The organism is Halosimplex rubrum (genome assembly GCF_013415885.1).
Classification (GTDB): Archaea; Halobacteriota; Halobacteria; order Halobacteriales; family Haloarculaceae; genus Halosimplex; species Halosimplex rubrum.
In genome coordinates this window covers 4,344,134-4,359,214 of record NZ_CP058910.1, presented here as the reverse complement: position 1 = coordinate 4,359,214, position 15,081 = coordinate 4,344,134, and the positions used below count along the sequence as shown (strand labels likewise).

Sequence of the window (15,081 nt, the reverse complement as noted above, 5' to 3'; positions counted from 1 at the left end):
CCAGTGGCGAGGGCGGCCCCCCTCGGACGAACACCTGGCCGCGACTATCGAACGCCAAATGAACTAAACCGGATGCTACCGATCGGAGGGGTATGACAGAGCTGGTTACGTTCGGTGAGACCTCGTTGCGGCTGTCGCCGGTCGGCGAGGAGCGACTCGAGACGGCCGAGGACGTGCGGATGCGGGTATCGGGCACGGAGAGCAACGTCGCGGTGGCGGCGAGCGCGATGGGGACCGACGCGACGTGGCTGTCGAAACTGCCGGACTCGCCGCTGGGTCGGCGGGTCGAGCGGACGCTGCACGCCCACGGCGTCGACACGGAGATCGCGTGGGCCGAGGCGGGCCGGCAGGGACTCCAGTTCGCCGAACAGGGGCCGACCCCGCGGACGGACCGGCTGTTGCAGGACCGCGACCGGGCCGCCGCGGCCTCGGTGACGCCCGGCGAGTTGCCGATGGACCGGATCCAGCGGGCCGACGCCACCTTCGTCGCCGGGAGCACGCTCTCGCTATCGGGCGATATCGTCGAGACCGCCGAGGCGGTCCTCCGGGCGGCGGGCAACGGCCTCGTCGCGATGGATCTCGACTTCCAGCCCGGTCTCTGGTCGGTCGAGGCGGCCCGCGAGACGATGGACGGGGTGTTCGACGCCGTCGACGTGCTGATCGCCAACGAAGACCAGGCCCGGACGATATTCGACCGGACCGACGAACCCCGGAAGTTCGCCCACGCCATCGCCTCCAAGCGGTCGTTCGACACGGTCGTGATCACGCGGAGCGAACGCGGGGCGCTGGTCTGCAGCGACGGCGTGATCCACGAGCAGGACGGCATCGAGGTCGACGCGGTCGACCCGACGGGCCAGCACGAGGCCTTCACCGGCGCCTTCCTCGAACGGGTGCTCTCGGGTGCGGGCGCGAGCGAGGCGCTCACCTACGGCGTGGCGAGCGCGACGCTGGCGCGGACGATCCCCGGCGCGATGACGACCGCGAGCCGCGAAGAGGTCGAGTCGCTGGCCGAGGACCTCGACGGCGGTCGCTGACCGAGGACCTCGACGGCGGTCGCTGACCGAGGACTTCGAGGGCGGTCGCTGACCGAGGACCTCGACGGCGGTCGCTGACCGAGGACTTCGAGGGCGGTCGCCGACCGCGGCTTCGCCGCCCAACGGGCGCGGCGGGCTGGACGGCCCGGGGGTCGGGAGCCCGCGGATGCGCGGGACGGGGCGACGGTGAAATGCCGACAGAGATATGAGGTGGCCAGTCGAGGGTCCAGCTATGTCACGGGGACGCACGAAGGTAGTTACGATCGCGTTCGCGGTGTTCGTCGCCAGCGCGTCGTTCGTCGGGGGAGTCGGCGCGCAGTCGTCGGACAGCGTCACACTCACCGTCACCGTCGTCGACGAGGGGGGGAACCCGCTGAGCGACGCGGAGCTGATTGCCACGTGGGACGACGGGGGGCCGGTCAACCGCACTACCGCCGGCAACGGCAAGGCGTTCGTCGACGTGGACGAGGGCGCCGACGTGACCATCCGGGTCGACCACCCGCACTACGTCCGAAACCAGCCCTACGTCGTCGAGAACGCCAGCGAGGGCGACGTGACGATCGAAGTCGCCCAGGCCGGCCGGGCGACGGTCACCGTCGAGGGGGCGAGCGGTCCGGTCGGGAACGCCATCGTCCGCATGTTCCACGACGGCCAGCCGGTCCTCAACGAGCGGACGGCCGCGGACGGCCGGCTCACGACGCCCGAGATCGAGCAGGGCAACTACACGCTCGTCACGTTCAAGGAGGGGTACCTGCGCAACCGGACGACGCTGACCGTCGACGGGGAGGTCAGCGAACGGATGGGGATCCGCCAGGAGTCGGTGCTGGTCACGTTCGCGGTCAGCGACGACCACTTCGACCCGCCGCGGGCGGTGACGAACGCGAACGTCACCGTCCCGGGCGTCGCCGACGTGACCACCCAGGGGACCGGAACCGTCAGCGTGAGCGTCCCCGTCAACGGCGCCTACGAGGTCACGGTCACCAAGCCCGGGTACGACTCGGTCACCGAGCGGCTCCGCGTCCGCGAGTCCGAGACCACGCTGAACGCGACCATCCAGCGGACCTCCGCTATCAGCCTCCGCGCCGACAACGATCGGGTCGTCGTCGGCGAGTCGGTCCGGGTGACCGTCACCGACGAGTACGGCAACCCCGTCCCCAACGCATCGGTGGACCGAGCGGGCACGACCGTCGGCGAGACCGACGGCGACGGCGTCATCAGCGTCCCGGTCGAGAGCCCCGGGAACGTCACGATCGCGGCCGAAGCCGACGGCCGCGAAGCGACGGTCACCGTCGAGGGCGTCGGGTCGGGCGGCGCGGCGACCGCGACCGCGACGGGAACGGCGACCGCCTCGCCCACGGTCACTGGAACGCCGGCCGAAACCGCCGGCGGACTGGGGCCGGGCTTCGGCGTCGCGGGCGCGCTCGTCGCGCTCCTCGTCGGCGCTCTGGCCGCACGGCGCCGCGGCGAGTGACCGTCGGACCCGGACGGCGCGGCGACCGGCACCGGACCGCCACCGAAGCCCCCCGGCCGACTGTATCGCCGAGCGGTCGAGACCGTCCCGCAGGGGAGCGTGAAACCGGAAATCGTCGCCGCGTCGCCGAGGTTTAGGTCGGGGGGAGTGAACTCCCGACCATGGCAACGGAGTCGCCGAGCGTCCGGTCGACGGTGCGGCAGTTCGTCTCGCTGGAGCGGGACGTGCTCGTCCTCTCGCTGGCGATGTTCGCCTTCAGCCTCGGCTTCCAGATGACCGGCCGCTACCTCTCGGAGTACCTGGTCGTCCTCGGCGCCTCCCCCTTCGTCGTCGGGCTCTACGGCTCGTTCGGTAACGTCATCAGCGCGGTCTACCCCTACGCCGGCGGCGTCTTCTCCGACCGCGTCGGGTCGCGCTACGCCCTGACGCTGTTCGGCCTGCTCTCGACGCTGGGGTTCCTGTTCTGGCTGGTCGCGCCGCTCGTCGGTCCCATCGACCTCGGCGCGGTCGTCCTCGAACCCTGGCTCTGGATCTTCGTCGGCCTCGTGCTCGCCCAGGCCTGGAAGTCGTTCGGGCTGGGCGCGACGTTCGCTATCGTCAAACAGAGCGTGCCCGACGACCGGCTGGCCCGCGGGTTCGCCAGCACGGAGACGTTCCGCCGGACGGCTTTCCTGGTCGGTCCGCTGCTGGCCGCCGGCCTCCTCTTTCTCGTCGGCGGGGGGAGCGAGTCGAGCATCCTCCCCGGTTTCCTGTACGTCCTCGGCGTCGCGGTCGTCTTCGGCGTCGTCGCCACGGCGATCCAGCACGTCAGCTACGAGGCCGACGCCGACTCGTTCGGCACGGAGTTCGAAGGCCTCTCCCAGATCCGGAGCGACCTCGCCGAGTTGCCCGACCCGCTCCGGCCGCTGCTGGTCGCCGACACGCTGGTGCGGTTCGCCAACGGCATGGTGTACGGCTTCTTCATCCTCGTGATCACCCGCATCTGGGAACTCGACGCGACCGTCGCCGGCTTCTATCTCAGTCCGGCCGTGTTCTTCGGCGTCCTGCTGGGCGTCGAGATGGTCGTCGCGCTCGTCTCGATGGCACCGGCGGCGCTCGCCGCCGAGCGCGTCGGCCTCAAGCCCGTCGTCGCGCTCGGGTTCGCCGTCTACGCCGTCTTCCCGGCCCTGCTCATCTTCGCCCCGGCCGACCCGCTGGTCGTCACCGTCCTGTTCGCCTTTTCGGGACTGCGGTTCGCCGGGCTCCCCTCGCACAAGGCGCTCATCGTCGGGCCCGCCGAGCGCGACGCCGGCGGCCGCGTGACCGGGGCGTACTACCTCCTCCGGAACGCCATCGTGATCCCCAGCGCCGCCCTGGGGGGGTATCTCTACGACAGCGCCTGGACGGTCGACCTGCCCGCAGGTCCGCTGGCGACGCTGACCGCCGGTCCGGAACTGGCCTTCTCCGTCGCGACCGTCGTGGGCATCGCCGGGGTCGCGTACTTCCTCGTCTTCGGCGAGGAGTTCGCCGCCTACGCCTGAGAACGGCGGCGACAGCCCTTTCTCCGCCCGGTTGCTAGACGTTCGCATGGACTCCGACGACGAACGGCCGGGCGACGACCTGACCGAACGGGAAGTCGAGGCGCTCCACGAGGTCGAACTCGGTGTCGAGTGGCTCCGGCGAGCACACGGGAAACTCGTCGCGTTCCACCACAACACCGGCCACGCGATGGAGCACCTCGAATCGGCCGAGGCGTTGCTCCGCGAGAGCGGCCACACGGACCTCGCCGACGAGATCCGTGACAGTCATCTCCCCCGCGGCGTCGTCGACGAGGACCGCTGGTCGTACGACGTGCTGGCGTCGTTCGAACGGGACTTCATGGCCGACGTGAGCGGGGTGGCCGACCGCGCCCGGGGTGACCTGGCCGACGGCCGCCACCACGTCGCCGAGCGCCGCCAGAAGCGCGAGTGGAAGCACGACGCCGACCCGGAGTGAGTCCCGACGGAAGCGGATCGGCGAGCGGTCGTCCGGTCGCGCCGCTCGACGGCATCGTCCGCCGTGCCCGGCCGGTCGCGCCGCTCGACGGCATCGTCCGCCGTGCCCGGCCGGTCGCGCCGCTCGACGGCATCGTCCGCCGTGCCCGGCCGGTCGCGGCGGACCCCGAACCCGACGGGAGCGGCGTCAGTTCCCCTGGATCGCGTCGATGACCATCGCGGCGGCGACGATGGGCTCTTTCGGGACGCTGCTGGCGTCGTCGATGGTGATCTCGTAGCGGTCCTTCAGCGAGAACTGCCCGTCGATTGAGCCGACGTGGTTGCCGTCGAGGTCGGTGATCTCGTACTTGTGGGGGATCCAGCCGCCGAAGGGGACGAGGTTCCGTGCCATCGTCACCAGCGCGCCGCGGGAGTTGATCTCCGCGAGTTTCGACTCGTCGCGGGCGTCGCGGATCTTCCAGGTGTCCTGCAGCAGCGAGTAGTCGTTGTCGAGGACGACCAGGTCCTCGCCCGTCTGGGCGTCCGAGAGGACGTAGTTGCCGGCCACGTCGATGATGCCGCCGGCCTTGACGGTGAACACCTCGTTGTCGTTCCCGTCCGTGAACGGGAACTCCTCTTTCATCTTCAGCATCTTCTGTTTGCCCCGGAGGACGACGTTGCCCGCCGCGTCCATCGCCTTGTACTTGTTCCGTATCAGCGACTGTTCGACGGTGTAGCTGTCGTCTCCCAGCTCGATCCCCGTGATATCGTAACTCCCAGCCATGTACGCCCTAACTGTTCCACCCCTGGTATTTAAATCTCGGCGTCAGTAGACCGGTCTCGGCCCGTCTCGGCGGCCGCCGCCCCCGGCGCCGGTCAGAAGAAGAACAGTTCCTCGCGCCGGTCGTCGGTCAGCGGCGCGCCGTACTCCGAGATTTCGACCGCCTCGGCGTGGTCGACGGCCGCACCGCGGTCGTCGCCGTAGCGCTCTCTCAGTTCGGTCCGGAAGCGGTCGGCGACGTTCACCTCGGTGTTCGCCGAGAAGTGGTCGATCCCCGCCGTCGCGAGCCACTCGCGGCGTTCGTCGTCGCCGTCGGGCACCTCGTCGAGGGCGCCGAAGGTGTAGGGGAGCCACTCGTACATCTGCGACTCGTGGCAGTCCAGCGCGTCGAATTTCCGCTCGGCGGCGTCGGATACGTCCAACACGACGTCGGGCTCGAACGGCGCGGGCTTGCCGAAGCCGTCGGCGACGTAGCCGAAGACGGGGTCGTCGTCCAGCGGCGGCGTGTCGGGACAGACGTTCGGGACGATCAGCATGTATGCGGTGTCTCGCAGTAGTTCGGCGGTGTAGCGGTGGTCGGGGTGGTAGTCGTTCGGTCGCGGGCCCAGGACGAGGTCGGGTTCGACCTCGCGGACGAACCGGGTCAGCCGGTGGCGGTGTTCGAGCGACGGTTCGAGTTCGCCGTCGGGGATGTCGAACACCTCGTAGTCGATCCCGAGCGTCTCGGCGACGGCCTCGGTCTCGCGCTTGCGGCGGGCGGCGACGGTCTCGCGGTCGTCCTCGTGGTGGCCCGCGCTCCCGTCGGTCACCGAGAGGAAGGTCACGTCGCGGCCGGCGTCGACGTACTCCGCGGCGATGCCGCCGGCCTTGATCGCGCAGTCGTCCGGGTGGGCGCCGACGACGAGGAGGCTGGGGTCGGTCACGCTCCCGTCTCTGACCCGGACGACCGAAACCGTTGCGCCCCGTCTCGACCACCGGTCGCCGCGCCAGGGGGAGAGAACTACCGGGGGACTCGCGTTTTTTGTGGCGGAGGACCTACGTCGCGTATCCGACGGCGACCGTTCTGGCGCGTCGGGACCCCACCATGGAATACGGAACGAGCTACTTCGGTGTGCGGAACCGGGACCACGCGGTGCGGGACCTCGACCGCTTCGCGGACGAGGGACTGAACGCCGTGTTGCACACCTACAGCGAGCGCGACCGCATGTACTACGAGGAGACGATGGCCGACATCGTCGCCGCCAGCGCGGACCGGGGCTTCCGGACCTACGTCAACCCCTGGAGCGTCGGCCGCGTCTTCGGCGGCGAGGCGCTCTCGGAGTTCGTCGGGCGGAACCCCGACGCCTGCCAGGTCACGAGCGACGGCGAGCGGATCGCCGCGGCGTGTTTCAACCACCCCGATTTCCGGGAGTACATGCGCGAGTGGACGCGCTCGGCGGCGGGGCTCGGCGCGGACGTGCTGTTCTGGGACGAGCCACACTGGTTCATCCCCGAGTGGTTCGACCGCGAATTCCCGGACGGCGCGTGGGGCTGTCGCTGCGAGCGCTGTCGCGCGGCGTTCGAGGCCGAATACGGCCGCGAGATGCCCTCCGAGGAGACCGACGACGTGCGGGCGTTCAAGGCCGACTCGCTCCTGGACTTTCTCCGTGAGATGATGGCGATCACCGCCGAGGCTGGCGCGGAGAACGCCGTCTGTCTCCTCCCGAGCGAGGACGCGGAACACGGCCTGACCGACTGGGAGACCCTGGCCGTCTGCGACGACCTCGACGTGCTCGCCACCGACCCCTACTGGGGCGTCTTCGAGGGCGCCGACTCGCCGGCGTCGTTCGTCGGCTACTTCGCCGAGAAGGTGGTCGACCTCGCCGGCCGCCACGGGCTGCGGAGCCAGATCTGGATCCAGGGGTTCCGCCTGGGGCCGGACGCGGACGAGGCGGTCCGGACGGCGACGCGGACAGCCGTCGACCGCGGCGTCGACAGCGTGTTCACGTGGGGATACGACGGCTGCGCGTCCATCTCCAGTATCGCCTGCGCGGAGCCCGAACGGGTGTGGCGAGCGTACCTCGACGAGGTCCAGGCTGCCAGGGAACGCGGCGACTGATCGACCGGCCGCTCCGGCGCCCCCACGTCCGCGATACCGCCACTTTATGCCCCGAAGCGCACAACGTGGGGCCATGTCATCGGACGGCGTCTACGCGGAACTGGGCGTCCCGACGGTCGTCAACGCCGCGGGGACGAAGACGCGCATCGGCGGCAGCCGCATCCGTCCCGAAGCGCGCGAGGCGATGGACCGAGCCGCCGAGTCGTTCGTCCGGCTCTCGGACCTCCAGGCCGCTGCGAGCGACCGTATCGCCGAGGTCACGGGCGCCGAGGCCGGCTACGTCACCAACGGCGCGGCGGGCGCGCTGCTGCTGGCCGCGGCCGCCAGTATCGCCGGCACGGAGCCCGGAACGATGGCCCGTCTCCCCGACACCGACGGCGTCGCCGACGAGATCGTGATGCCTCGCACCCACCGCACCGGCTACGATCACGCGCTCCGGACGGCGGGCGCGACGATCGTCGACGTGGGGACCAACGACGCGACCCTCGGCACCGGCGCCCGCAACGTCGAGCCCTGGGAGTACGCCGACGCTATCGGCGAGGACACCGCCGCCGTCGCCCACGTCTACAAGTCCTACGAGGGGCCGCCGCTCGCCGAGGTCTGCGATGTCGCACACGAACACGATGTGCCCGTGATCGTCGACGCCGCGGCCGAACTTCCGCCTGCCGCCAACCTCTCGTGGTTCACCGATCAGGGCGCCGATCTGGTCGCCTTCAGCGGCGGCAAGGGGATCCGGGGCCCCCAGACGACGGGTATCCTCGCCGGCCGCGCGGACCTGGTCGAGTCGGTCGCCGCTCAGCACCTCGACACCCACGCCACCGCGTCGGTCTGGGACCCGCCCGAGCGCCTGCTCGATACGGAGCGGTTCGACGGCGTCCCCCGGCAGGGCGTCGGCCGCCCGCTCAAGGTCGGCAAGGAGGAACTCGTCGGCCTGCTGGCCGCGCTGGACGCCTTCCTGGCGGAGGACCACGAGGCGATCGCTCGGGAGTGGCGCGAGCGCGCCGAGCGGATCGCCGGAGACATCGGCGGCGTCGACGGCCTCTCGACGACGATCGAGGACGGCGCGAAGTCCGTCGCGCCGACGGTCGCCGTCGCCGTGGACCCCGAGGGAGCGGGCACCTCGGCGGCCGACCTCGTCTTGGCACTCAGACGGGAGGACCCTCGGGTGTTCGTGGGCGCCGACGGGGTCGATCGAGGGACCTTCACTGTGAGTCCGATGTGTCTCACCGACGACGAGGCCGACCACGTCGTCGCGCGGATCCGGGCGAACCTGGGCGACGAGTCCGGGGACTGACGACCCCGTTCGGGTCGACCGGGAAACCGACAGTGTTTCACACCACCGAGCCGTGACGAAGGATAGATGAGCAAAGACGTCATCGAGGTCCGCGGGGCAGAGGAACACAACCTCAAGGACGTCGACGTAACGATCCCACGGGAGGAGCTGACGGTCGTCACGGGGCTGTCGGGGTCGGGGAAGTCCTCGCTCGCGTTCGACACCGTCTACGCCGAGGGGCAACGGCGATACATCGAGTCGCTGTCGGCCTACGCCCGGAACTTCCTCGGCCAGATGGACAAACCGAAAGTCGAGAACGTCGAGGGGCTGTCGCCGGCGATCTCCATCGACCAGAAGAACGCCGCCAACAACCCCCGCTCGACCGTCGGCACCGTGACGGAACTCCACGACTACCTCCGCCTGCTGTACGCCCGTGTCGGGGTCCCTCACTGCCCGGAGTGTGGACGCGAGGTCGGCGAGCAGTCCGCCCAGCACATGGTCGACCGCGTGCTCGAACTCCCGGAGGGTACCCGCGCGAAGATCCTCGCGCCGGTCGTCCGCGACCAGAAGGGCGCCTTCGAGGATCTCTTCGACGAACTCGTCGCCGAGGGGTACGCCCGCGTCGAGGTCGACGGCGAACAGCACGACCTCTCGCTGGACCGCCCCGACCTGGACGAGAACTACGACCACACCATCGACGTGGTCGTCGACCGGATCACGGCGAGTCCCGACTCGCGCTCGCGGATCACCGACTCCGTCGAGACGGCGCTCGACGAGAGCGACGGGATCATCAAGGTCGCCGTCCCCGAACCGCCCGAGGGCGTCGAACTCGGCGGCTCGACCACCCGCTCCGTCGGCGACCTCGGCGACGAGGACGGCGATTCGGACGAGGACGGCGACCCCGTCGCGGACGACCGACTCGTCGTCGAGTTCTCCGAGGATCTGGCCTGCACCCACTGCAACGTCGACATCAGCGAGATCGAGACGCGGTCGTTCTCCTTCAACAGCCCCTACGGCGCCTGCCCCGAGTGCGAGGGCCTCGGCGAGACCAAGGAGGTCAGCGAGGACCTGGTGATCCAGGACCCCTCGAAACCCCTGAAACACGTCTTCGAGCCGTGGAGCTACGACCGCACCTACTACTCCCGGCAACTGGACAACGTCGCCGAGCACTTCGGCGTCTCGCTGTCGACGCCGTTCGAGGAGCTGGACGAGTCGATCCGGCGCCAGTTCCTCTACGGGACGGACTCGCGGGTCCACTTCGAGTGGCGCACCAAGAACGGCACCCGCGAGAAGACCGAGCGCTTCGAGGGGGTCATCCCCAATCTGGAGCGCCGCCACGTCGAGACCGACTCCGACCGCGCCCGCGAGCACATCGAGGAGTACATGGCGACGACCACCTGCCCCGCCTGCGAGGGCACCCGCCTGAAGGCCGAATCGAGGGCCGTCCTCGTCGACGGCACCGCCATCACCGAGGTCAACGAGCTGTCGATCGGCGACGCCTTGGAGCACTTCGAGAACCTCGAACGCGACCTCGGCCCCCGCGACACCAAGATCGCCGAGGAGATCCTCAAGGAGATCCGCGCCCGCCTCGGGTTCATGTGCGAGGTCGGGCTGGACTACCTCACTCTCGACCGGGAGGCCGCCACGCTCTCGGGCGGGGAGAGCCAGCGCATCCGCCTGGCGACGCAGATCGGGAGCGGCCTCGTCGGCGTGTTGTACGTCCTCGACGAGCCCTCGATCGGCCTCCACCAGCGCGACAACGACCGCCTGCTGAACACCCTCGCCGAACTGCGCGACCTGGGCAACACCCTCCTCGTCGTCGAGCACGACACCGAGACGATGCGCCGCGCGGACACCATCATCGACATGGGACCCGGCCCCGGCAAGCGCGGCGGCGAGATCGTCGTCAACGGCGACTTCGACGAGGTTATCGACACCGACGAGAGCATCACCGGCGACTACCTCTCCGGCGAGCGCGCCATCCCGGTTCCCGAGGAGCGCCGCGACCCCGACGGCGCCATCACCATCGAGGGCGCCCGCCAGCACAACCTGAAAGACCTCGACGTGGACCTGCCGGTGGGCAACTTCACCGCCATCACCGGCGTCTCCGGGTCGGGCAAGTCGACGCTGATGCACGACGTGCTCTACAAGGCGCTCGCCCGCGAGATGCACGGCAACTCCGACGTGAACCCCGGCGAGCACGACGGGCTCTCGGGCCTCGACGCCATCGAAACGGTGCGGCTGATCGACCAGTCGCCCATCGGCCGGACCCCGCGCTCCAATCCCGCGACCTACACCAACGTCTTCGACCACATCCGCGAGCTGTTCGCCGAGACGAACCTCGCCAAACAGCGCGGCTACGAGAAGGGACGGTTCTCGTTCAACGTCAAGGGCGGCCGCTGCGAGGAGTGCGGCGGCCAGGGAACGGTGACGATCGAGATGAACTTCCTCTCGGACGTGCAGGTGCCCTGTGAGGAGTGTGGCGGCGCCCGCTACAACCGCGAGACGCTGGACGTGACCTACAAAGACGCCACCATCGCCGACGTGCTCGACATGAGCATCGACGAGGCCTACGACTTCTTCGAGGGCCACAGCCAGATCCGCCGCCGGCTGAAACTGCTGACGGACGTGGGGCTGGATTACATGCAACTGGGACAGCCCTCGACGACGCTGTCGGGCGGGGAGGCCCAGCGCGTCAAGCTCGCCGAGGAACTCGGCAAGAAGGACTCGGGCGAGACGCTCTACCTGCTCGACGAGCCCACTACGGGACTGCACCCCCACGACGAGCGCAAGCTCATCGACGTGCTCCACCGGCTGACCGACGACGGCAACACCGTGGTCGTCATCGAGCACGAACTCGACCTCGTCAAAAACGCCGACCACATCGTCGACCTCGGGCCGGAGGGCGGCGAAGCGGGCGGCCAGCTCGTCGCGGAGGGCACTCCCGAGGAGGTGGCCCGCACCGAGGGCTCCTACACCGGGAAATACCTCCGCGACCTGCTCCCGGACGTGGACCTAGAGGGGCCGCGGGGCGACCGCGTGGTCACCGCCGACGCCGACGGCGAGGCCGAGCAGGCCCCGCGCGCCGACGACGACTGAGCCCGGGGGTTCGCCCGGCCGAACTCGGGGCGTTCGCCCGCGGCGGACAGCTATCACATCTGAAATCTGCGCGGACAGCTATAACTACTGACAGGCGAGTGGCCCACCCGAGATGAGACTCGCACGAACGGGCGCCGTGCTCTCGGGGCTCGCGGGCATCGGGTTCGGGCTGTTGGGACAGATACTCCCGCCGCCGCCGAGTCGGTTCGCCGAGCGGCCGAACTGGATGACGGCGCTGATCGACCTCTCGGTCCCGCTGGTCGTCCTCGCGGTCGTCCTCTACCTGATCGACCGCGGGACGGTCGGGCGGCTGCTCGGCGGGCGCGGCGACGGCGTCGGCGGCGTGCTGGGCGGGTCGCGGACCGTCCCGCTGAACCGCTACGAGATCATCGAAGCGACCAACTGGAAACGGCTCAACTGGATCCGACTGCGCCGGTCGCTGGGCGTCGCGCTGACCGTCGCCGGGACGGTCGCGCTGCTCGTCTCGCTGACGGCCGGTAACTCCGAGGAGACCGGCGGGATCCCCGGCGGCGCGATGTCGCTGCTGTGGTTCGGTGCGATCCTGCTGGGGCTGGCGGTCGTGGTGACCTCGCGGACCGACGGCGAGGAGGTCGCCGCCGACTACACCCACCGCGTGTCGGTCCGGATCCCCGATCTCTTCTCGCTGCACTCCTTTCACGTTCACCTCCGACAGATCACGGAGGACCTCGGCTACGTTCCGACCAGCGACACCTCGCCCGGCCGGGGCGGCTCCGCGGCCGCCTTCGACGAGGAAGTGTACCTCTCGAAGGGCGGCTTCAAGGTCCGCAAGCGACCGTTCGAGTCGTCGCTGAGTCCGCTGCCCGACGACTCGCCGATGGCAGAGGTCCTCAACCTCACGACGGCCAGCCTGTCGCTGGTCGCCGTCGGCGTCTCGCTCCTCGTGACCGGCCCGCAGGTCGCCGGCGTGCCGCTGTTGCTGGTCGGTGCGGTCGCCTTCCTCTACGACTACGTCCGCCGGACCCGCCAGTGGGCCGAACTGTACTGCATCGAGGAGGGAACCGTCTACACGCCGACGGCGGCGGTCCACGACGGCGAACCCCCCGGCGAGGGCGTCGTCCACCACGAGCCCGCGGTCTCTGCCGCCGAGTCCTCGACGGAGCTGCTCGTCACGCTCGGCGCGAAACACTCGGTGTACTTCGCCGAGGACCGCCTGGCCGCCGACTTCGAGGACTTCGTCGAGCGACTCGACGACGTGGCTGCCGAGAACAGCTACACCGTCGTCGACGAACCGACCCGCGAACGAGTGGCCGCCAGCACGAATGGCCGCTGACCCCGACCCGCCCGACGAGTCCGGCGAGGGACTCGCTGATGAGTACCCCGTCGACCCCGCTGACCTGACGGGCGTCGACGACGCGGACCTCGCGGCCCTCGTCGCCGAGGCGTGGACCGAAGCGGGGTTCCGGACGAGCGTCAAAGAGCACGGCTCGCACGTCTTCGTCTTCGCGAAACGGCGGGACGACGGCGAGGTGCGCGGCGAGATCGTCTGGGTCGCCGGCGAGCGAGCCGTCGACTCGGCCCAGCTGGGACAGCTCGACGCGCTCGCCGGGAAGACCGGTGCCGACTCGGCGGTCTGCCTGACCGTCGGCGCGGGCGGCGTCGCCGAGTCGGCCGCCGCGGCCCACGACGTGACCGTCGCCGACGGCGACGACCTCCGGTCGAAACTCGGCGTCGATGACGCGCCCGCCGGCGAGCCGGTCGCGGACGCGCTCGACGGCGAACTGGCCGAGGGGACGCCGGAGGACGACCCGCTGGTCGGGTCGACGGACGCCGACGACGGGCTGTCGCCGCCCGACGGTGACGAGGGGGTCGGCGACGACATCGGCGACGGGGGGACCGGTGGGTCCGAACCGGCCGGCGCGACCGGGATCGGGCTGGACGACGGCCCCGACGGACTGGACCCGAATACCGGGGGTGCCGGCGGGGGTCTCGACGCGGACGGTACCGGTGACGACTCGACCGGCGTCGGCGTCTCAGATGGCGCGGACGCGGCCGGGTCGTCGGCCGAGGGCCGACGCCTCGATGCGTGGGACGGACAGACGACCGAGACGGACGTGGACCGGCCGCCGTTCGACGGGCTCTGGTCGGCGGTGACCCGCGGCGACGCCGTCGAGGGGGTCGCGGACCTGTCGGTGTGGGACGGCACGTCGCGGTGACCGGCGGCGCGGCCGGCGCAGTCCCGAAATCGGTTTCGGCGAGCCGTTAAGAGCGTCGCGGCACTCCGATCGGCTATGGCCGACTCCACCGTCTACGCCGCGCTCGGCGACCGCGTGCTGGTCGTCCGCGGGGACGCGTCCGACTCGACCGACGACGAGCGCTCGGCGGACGACAGCGACTGGACCGCTACCGAACGCCTCGTCGGCCGCGACTTCCAGTGCGTCGCCGCGAGCCCGGAGCGGCCCGGCCGGGCGTTCGTCGGCACCGTCGAGTCGGGGGTCCACCGAACCGGCGACGGCGGCGACACCTGGGAACGGGTCGCGCCGACCGTCGACGACCGCGTCACCGCGCTGGCCGTCGGCCCGCACGACCCCGACACGGTGTGGGCCGGGACCGAGCCCTCGGCCGTCTATCGCTCGGCCGACGGGGGCGACTCGTGGGTCGCGCTCCCGCCGCTGACCGGGCTGCCCTCCGAATCGGAGTGGTCGTTCCCGCCGCGACCCCACACCCACCACGTCCGCTGGCTGGAACCGGACCCGGGCGACCCCGACCGACTGTACGTCGCCATCGAGGCCGGCGCGCTCGTCCGGACCGACGACGCGCTCGGGGCCGCGGCGGCGGACGACGTCGACGGTACCGAAACCTGGCGGGACCGACCGGCGGGTGCCCGCTACGACAACCACACGCTCGCCACCCATTCCGACGCCGAGGGCCGACTCTACACCGCCGCCGGCGACGGCTACGCCCAGTCCGAGGACGGCGGCGACACCTGGGCCTACCCGACGGACGGGCTCGACCACGGCTACGTCTGGGGGCTGGCCGTCCCGCGGGCCGACCCCGACACCGTCGTCGTGAGCGCGGCCGGCGGCGCCCGGAGCGCTCACACCGTATCGACCGCCGAGGCGTACGTCTACCGGACGACGAACGCCGGCGGCGACGACCCGGCGGAGTGGACCCTCGCGATGGACGGCCTCCCCGAGCCCGAGGGCACCGTTCGGTCGGTGTTCGCCGCCGCCGGCGGGTCGGTCCTGTTCGCGCTCAACAACCGCGGGTGCTACCGCTCGGCCGACGCCGGCGCGTCGTGGGAGCGGCTTCCGCTGGCGTGGCCCGACGCCTACGAGTCACAGACCCCGCGCGGGCTGGCCGTCGTCTGAGCGGGAGCCGTCGACCCGGCTCG

At 70.7% G+C, this 15,081-nt stretch carries 12 protein-coding genes; 10 read left to right on the top strand and 2 right to left on the bottom strand.

Features of this window, described 5'->3' with window-relative positions; translation table 11 throughout:
• The first annotated feature begins 92 nt into the window (after positions 1–92).
• From HZS55_RS21850 to HZS55_RS21835, 4 genes are all read left to right on the top strand, one after another.
• Positions 93–1,034, top strand: a complete 942-nt coding sequence (locus HZS55_RS21850) for a sugar kinase (protein WP_179909640.1) — start codon at positions 93–95, stop codon at positions 1,032–1,034.
• A 232-nt stretch (positions 1,035–1,266) separates the two neighbouring features.
• Positions 1,267–2,505, top strand: coding sequence for a PGF-CTERM sorting domain-containing protein (locus HZS55_RS21845; RefSeq protein WP_179909639.1), 1,239 nt, complete (start codon positions 1,267–1,269; stop codon positions 2,503–2,505).
• Positions 2,506–2,666: 161 nt separating this feature from the next.
• Positions 2,667–4,025 carry an MFS transporter gene (locus tag HZS55_RS21840; protein WP_179909638.1) on the top strand — a complete coding sequence of 453 codons (1,359 nt, stop codon included), beginning with the start codon at positions 2,667–2,669 and terminating at the stop codon, positions 4,023–4,025.
• A gap of 46 nt (positions 4,026–4,071) precedes the next feature.
• Positions 4,072–4,479 (top strand): hypothetical protein, encoded by a 408-nt coding sequence (locus tag HZS55_RS21835; RefSeq protein WP_179909637.1) that lies wholly within the window; start codon positions 4,072–4,074, stop codon positions 4,477–4,479.
• 186 nt (positions 4,480–4,665) lie between these two features.
• Here HZS55_RS21835 and HZS55_RS21830 read toward each other — a convergent pair whose 3' ends face one another.
• Together HZS55_RS21830 and HZS55_RS21825 are read right to left on the bottom strand one after the other, a co-directional pair.
• Entirely contained in the window at positions 4,666–5,241 is a 576-nt protein-coding gene (locus tag HZS55_RS21830) for an LURP-one-related/scramblase family protein (RefSeq protein ID WP_179909636.1), read from the bottom strand.
• Between the two features lie 92 nt (positions 5,242–5,333).
• On the bottom strand, positions 5,334–6,161 hold the full coding sequence (locus HZS55_RS21825) for a PIG-L deacetylase family protein (RefSeq protein ID WP_179909635.1): 828 nt from the start codon (positions 6,159–6,161) through the stop codon (positions 5,334–5,336).
• 161 nt (positions 6,162–6,322) lie between these two features.
• Between HZS55_RS21825 and HZS55_RS21820 the strand changes: the two genes are divergently transcribed.
• The 6 genes from HZS55_RS21820 (at position 6,323) to HZS55_RS21795 (ending at position 15,058) form a co-directional block, all read left to right on the top strand.
• A complete protein-coding gene (locus HZS55_RS21820; protein WP_179909634.1) occupies positions 6,323–7,336 on the top strand; it encodes an alpha-amylase family protein in 1,014 nt (337 codons plus the stop codon).
• Positions 7,337–7,409: 73 nt separating this feature from the next.
• The gene (locus HZS55_RS21815) at positions 7,410–8,630 is read left to right on the top strand and encodes an aminotransferase class V-fold PLP-dependent enzyme (protein ID WP_179909633.1); all 1,221 of its coding nucleotides are present in this window, start codon (positions 7,410–7,412) and stop codon (positions 8,628–8,630) included.
• 66 nt (positions 8,631–8,696) lie between these two features.
• On the top strand, positions 8,697–11,708 hold the full coding sequence (uvrA, locus tag HZS55_RS21810) for an excinuclease ABC subunit UvrA (protein WP_179909632.1): 3,012 nt from the start codon (positions 8,697–8,699) through the stop codon (positions 11,706–11,708).
• A gap of 112 nt (positions 11,709–11,820) precedes the next feature.
• Positions 11,821–13,020, top strand: coding sequence for a hypothetical protein (locus HZS55_RS21805; RefSeq protein WP_179909631.1), 1,200 nt, complete (start codon positions 11,821–11,823; stop codon positions 13,018–13,020).
• On the top strand, positions 13,010–13,903 hold the full coding sequence (locus HZS55_RS21800) for a hypothetical protein (RefSeq protein ID WP_179909630.1): 894 nt from the start codon (positions 13,010–13,012) through the stop codon (positions 13,901–13,903). The genes HZS55_RS21805 and HZS55_RS21800 overlap by 11 nt, the downstream gene beginning before the upstream one ends.
• Before the next feature lie 75 nt (positions 13,904–13,978).
• The gene (locus tag HZS55_RS21795) at positions 13,979–15,058 is read left to right on the top strand and encodes a WD40/YVTN/BNR-like repeat-containing protein (protein ID WP_179909629.1); all 1,080 of its coding nucleotides are present in this window, start codon (positions 13,979–13,981) and stop codon (positions 15,056–15,058) included.
• The last annotated feature ends 23 nt before the right edge of the window (positions 15,059–15,081 follow it).

Excerpts from the sequence above, each read along its gene's own strand:
- HZS55_RS21795 (WP_179909629.1), top strand. The coding sequence starts at position 13,979 with ATGGCCGACTCCACCGTCTACGCCGCGCTCGGCGACCGCGTGCTGGTC.
- HZS55_RS21850 (WP_179909640.1), top strand. The coding sequence starts at position 93 with ATGACAGAGCTGGTTACGTTCGGTGAGACCTCGTTGCGGCTGTCGCCG.
- HZS55_RS21835 (WP_179909637.1), top strand. The coding sequence starts at position 4,072 with ATGGACTCCGACGACGAACGGCCGGGCGACGACCTGACCGAACGGGAA.
- HZS55_RS21800 (WP_179909630.1), top strand. The coding sequence starts at position 13,010 with ATGGCCGCTGACCCCGACCCGCCCGACGAGTCCGGCGAGGGACTCGCT.
- HZS55_RS21840 (WP_179909638.1), top strand. The coding sequence starts at position 2,667 with ATGGCAACGGAGTCGCCGAGCGTCCGGTCGACGGTGCGGCAGTTCGTC.
- HZS55_RS21820 (WP_179909634.1), top strand. The coding sequence starts at position 6,323 with ATGGAATACGGAACGAGCTACTTCGGTGTGCGGAACCGGGACCACGCG.
- HZS55_RS21830 (WP_179909636.1), bottom strand. The coding sequence starts at position 5,241 with ATGGCTGGGAGTTACGATATCACGGGGATCGAGCTGGGAGACGACAGC.
- HZS55_RS21815 (WP_179909633.1), top strand. The coding sequence starts at position 7,410 with ATGTCATCGGACGGCGTCTACGCGGAACTGGGCGTCCCGACGGTCGTC.
- uvrA (WP_179909632.1), top strand. The coding sequence starts at position 8,697 with ATGAGCAAAGACGTCATCGAGGTCCGCGGGGCAGAGGAACACAACCTC.
- HZS55_RS21805 (WP_179909631.1), top strand. The coding sequence starts at position 11,821 with ATGAGACTCGCACGAACGGGCGCCGTGCTCTCGGGGCTCGCGGGCATC.
- HZS55_RS21845 (WP_179909639.1), top strand. The coding sequence starts at position 1,267 with ATGTCACGGGGACGCACGAAGGTAGTTACGATCGCGTTCGCGGTGTTC.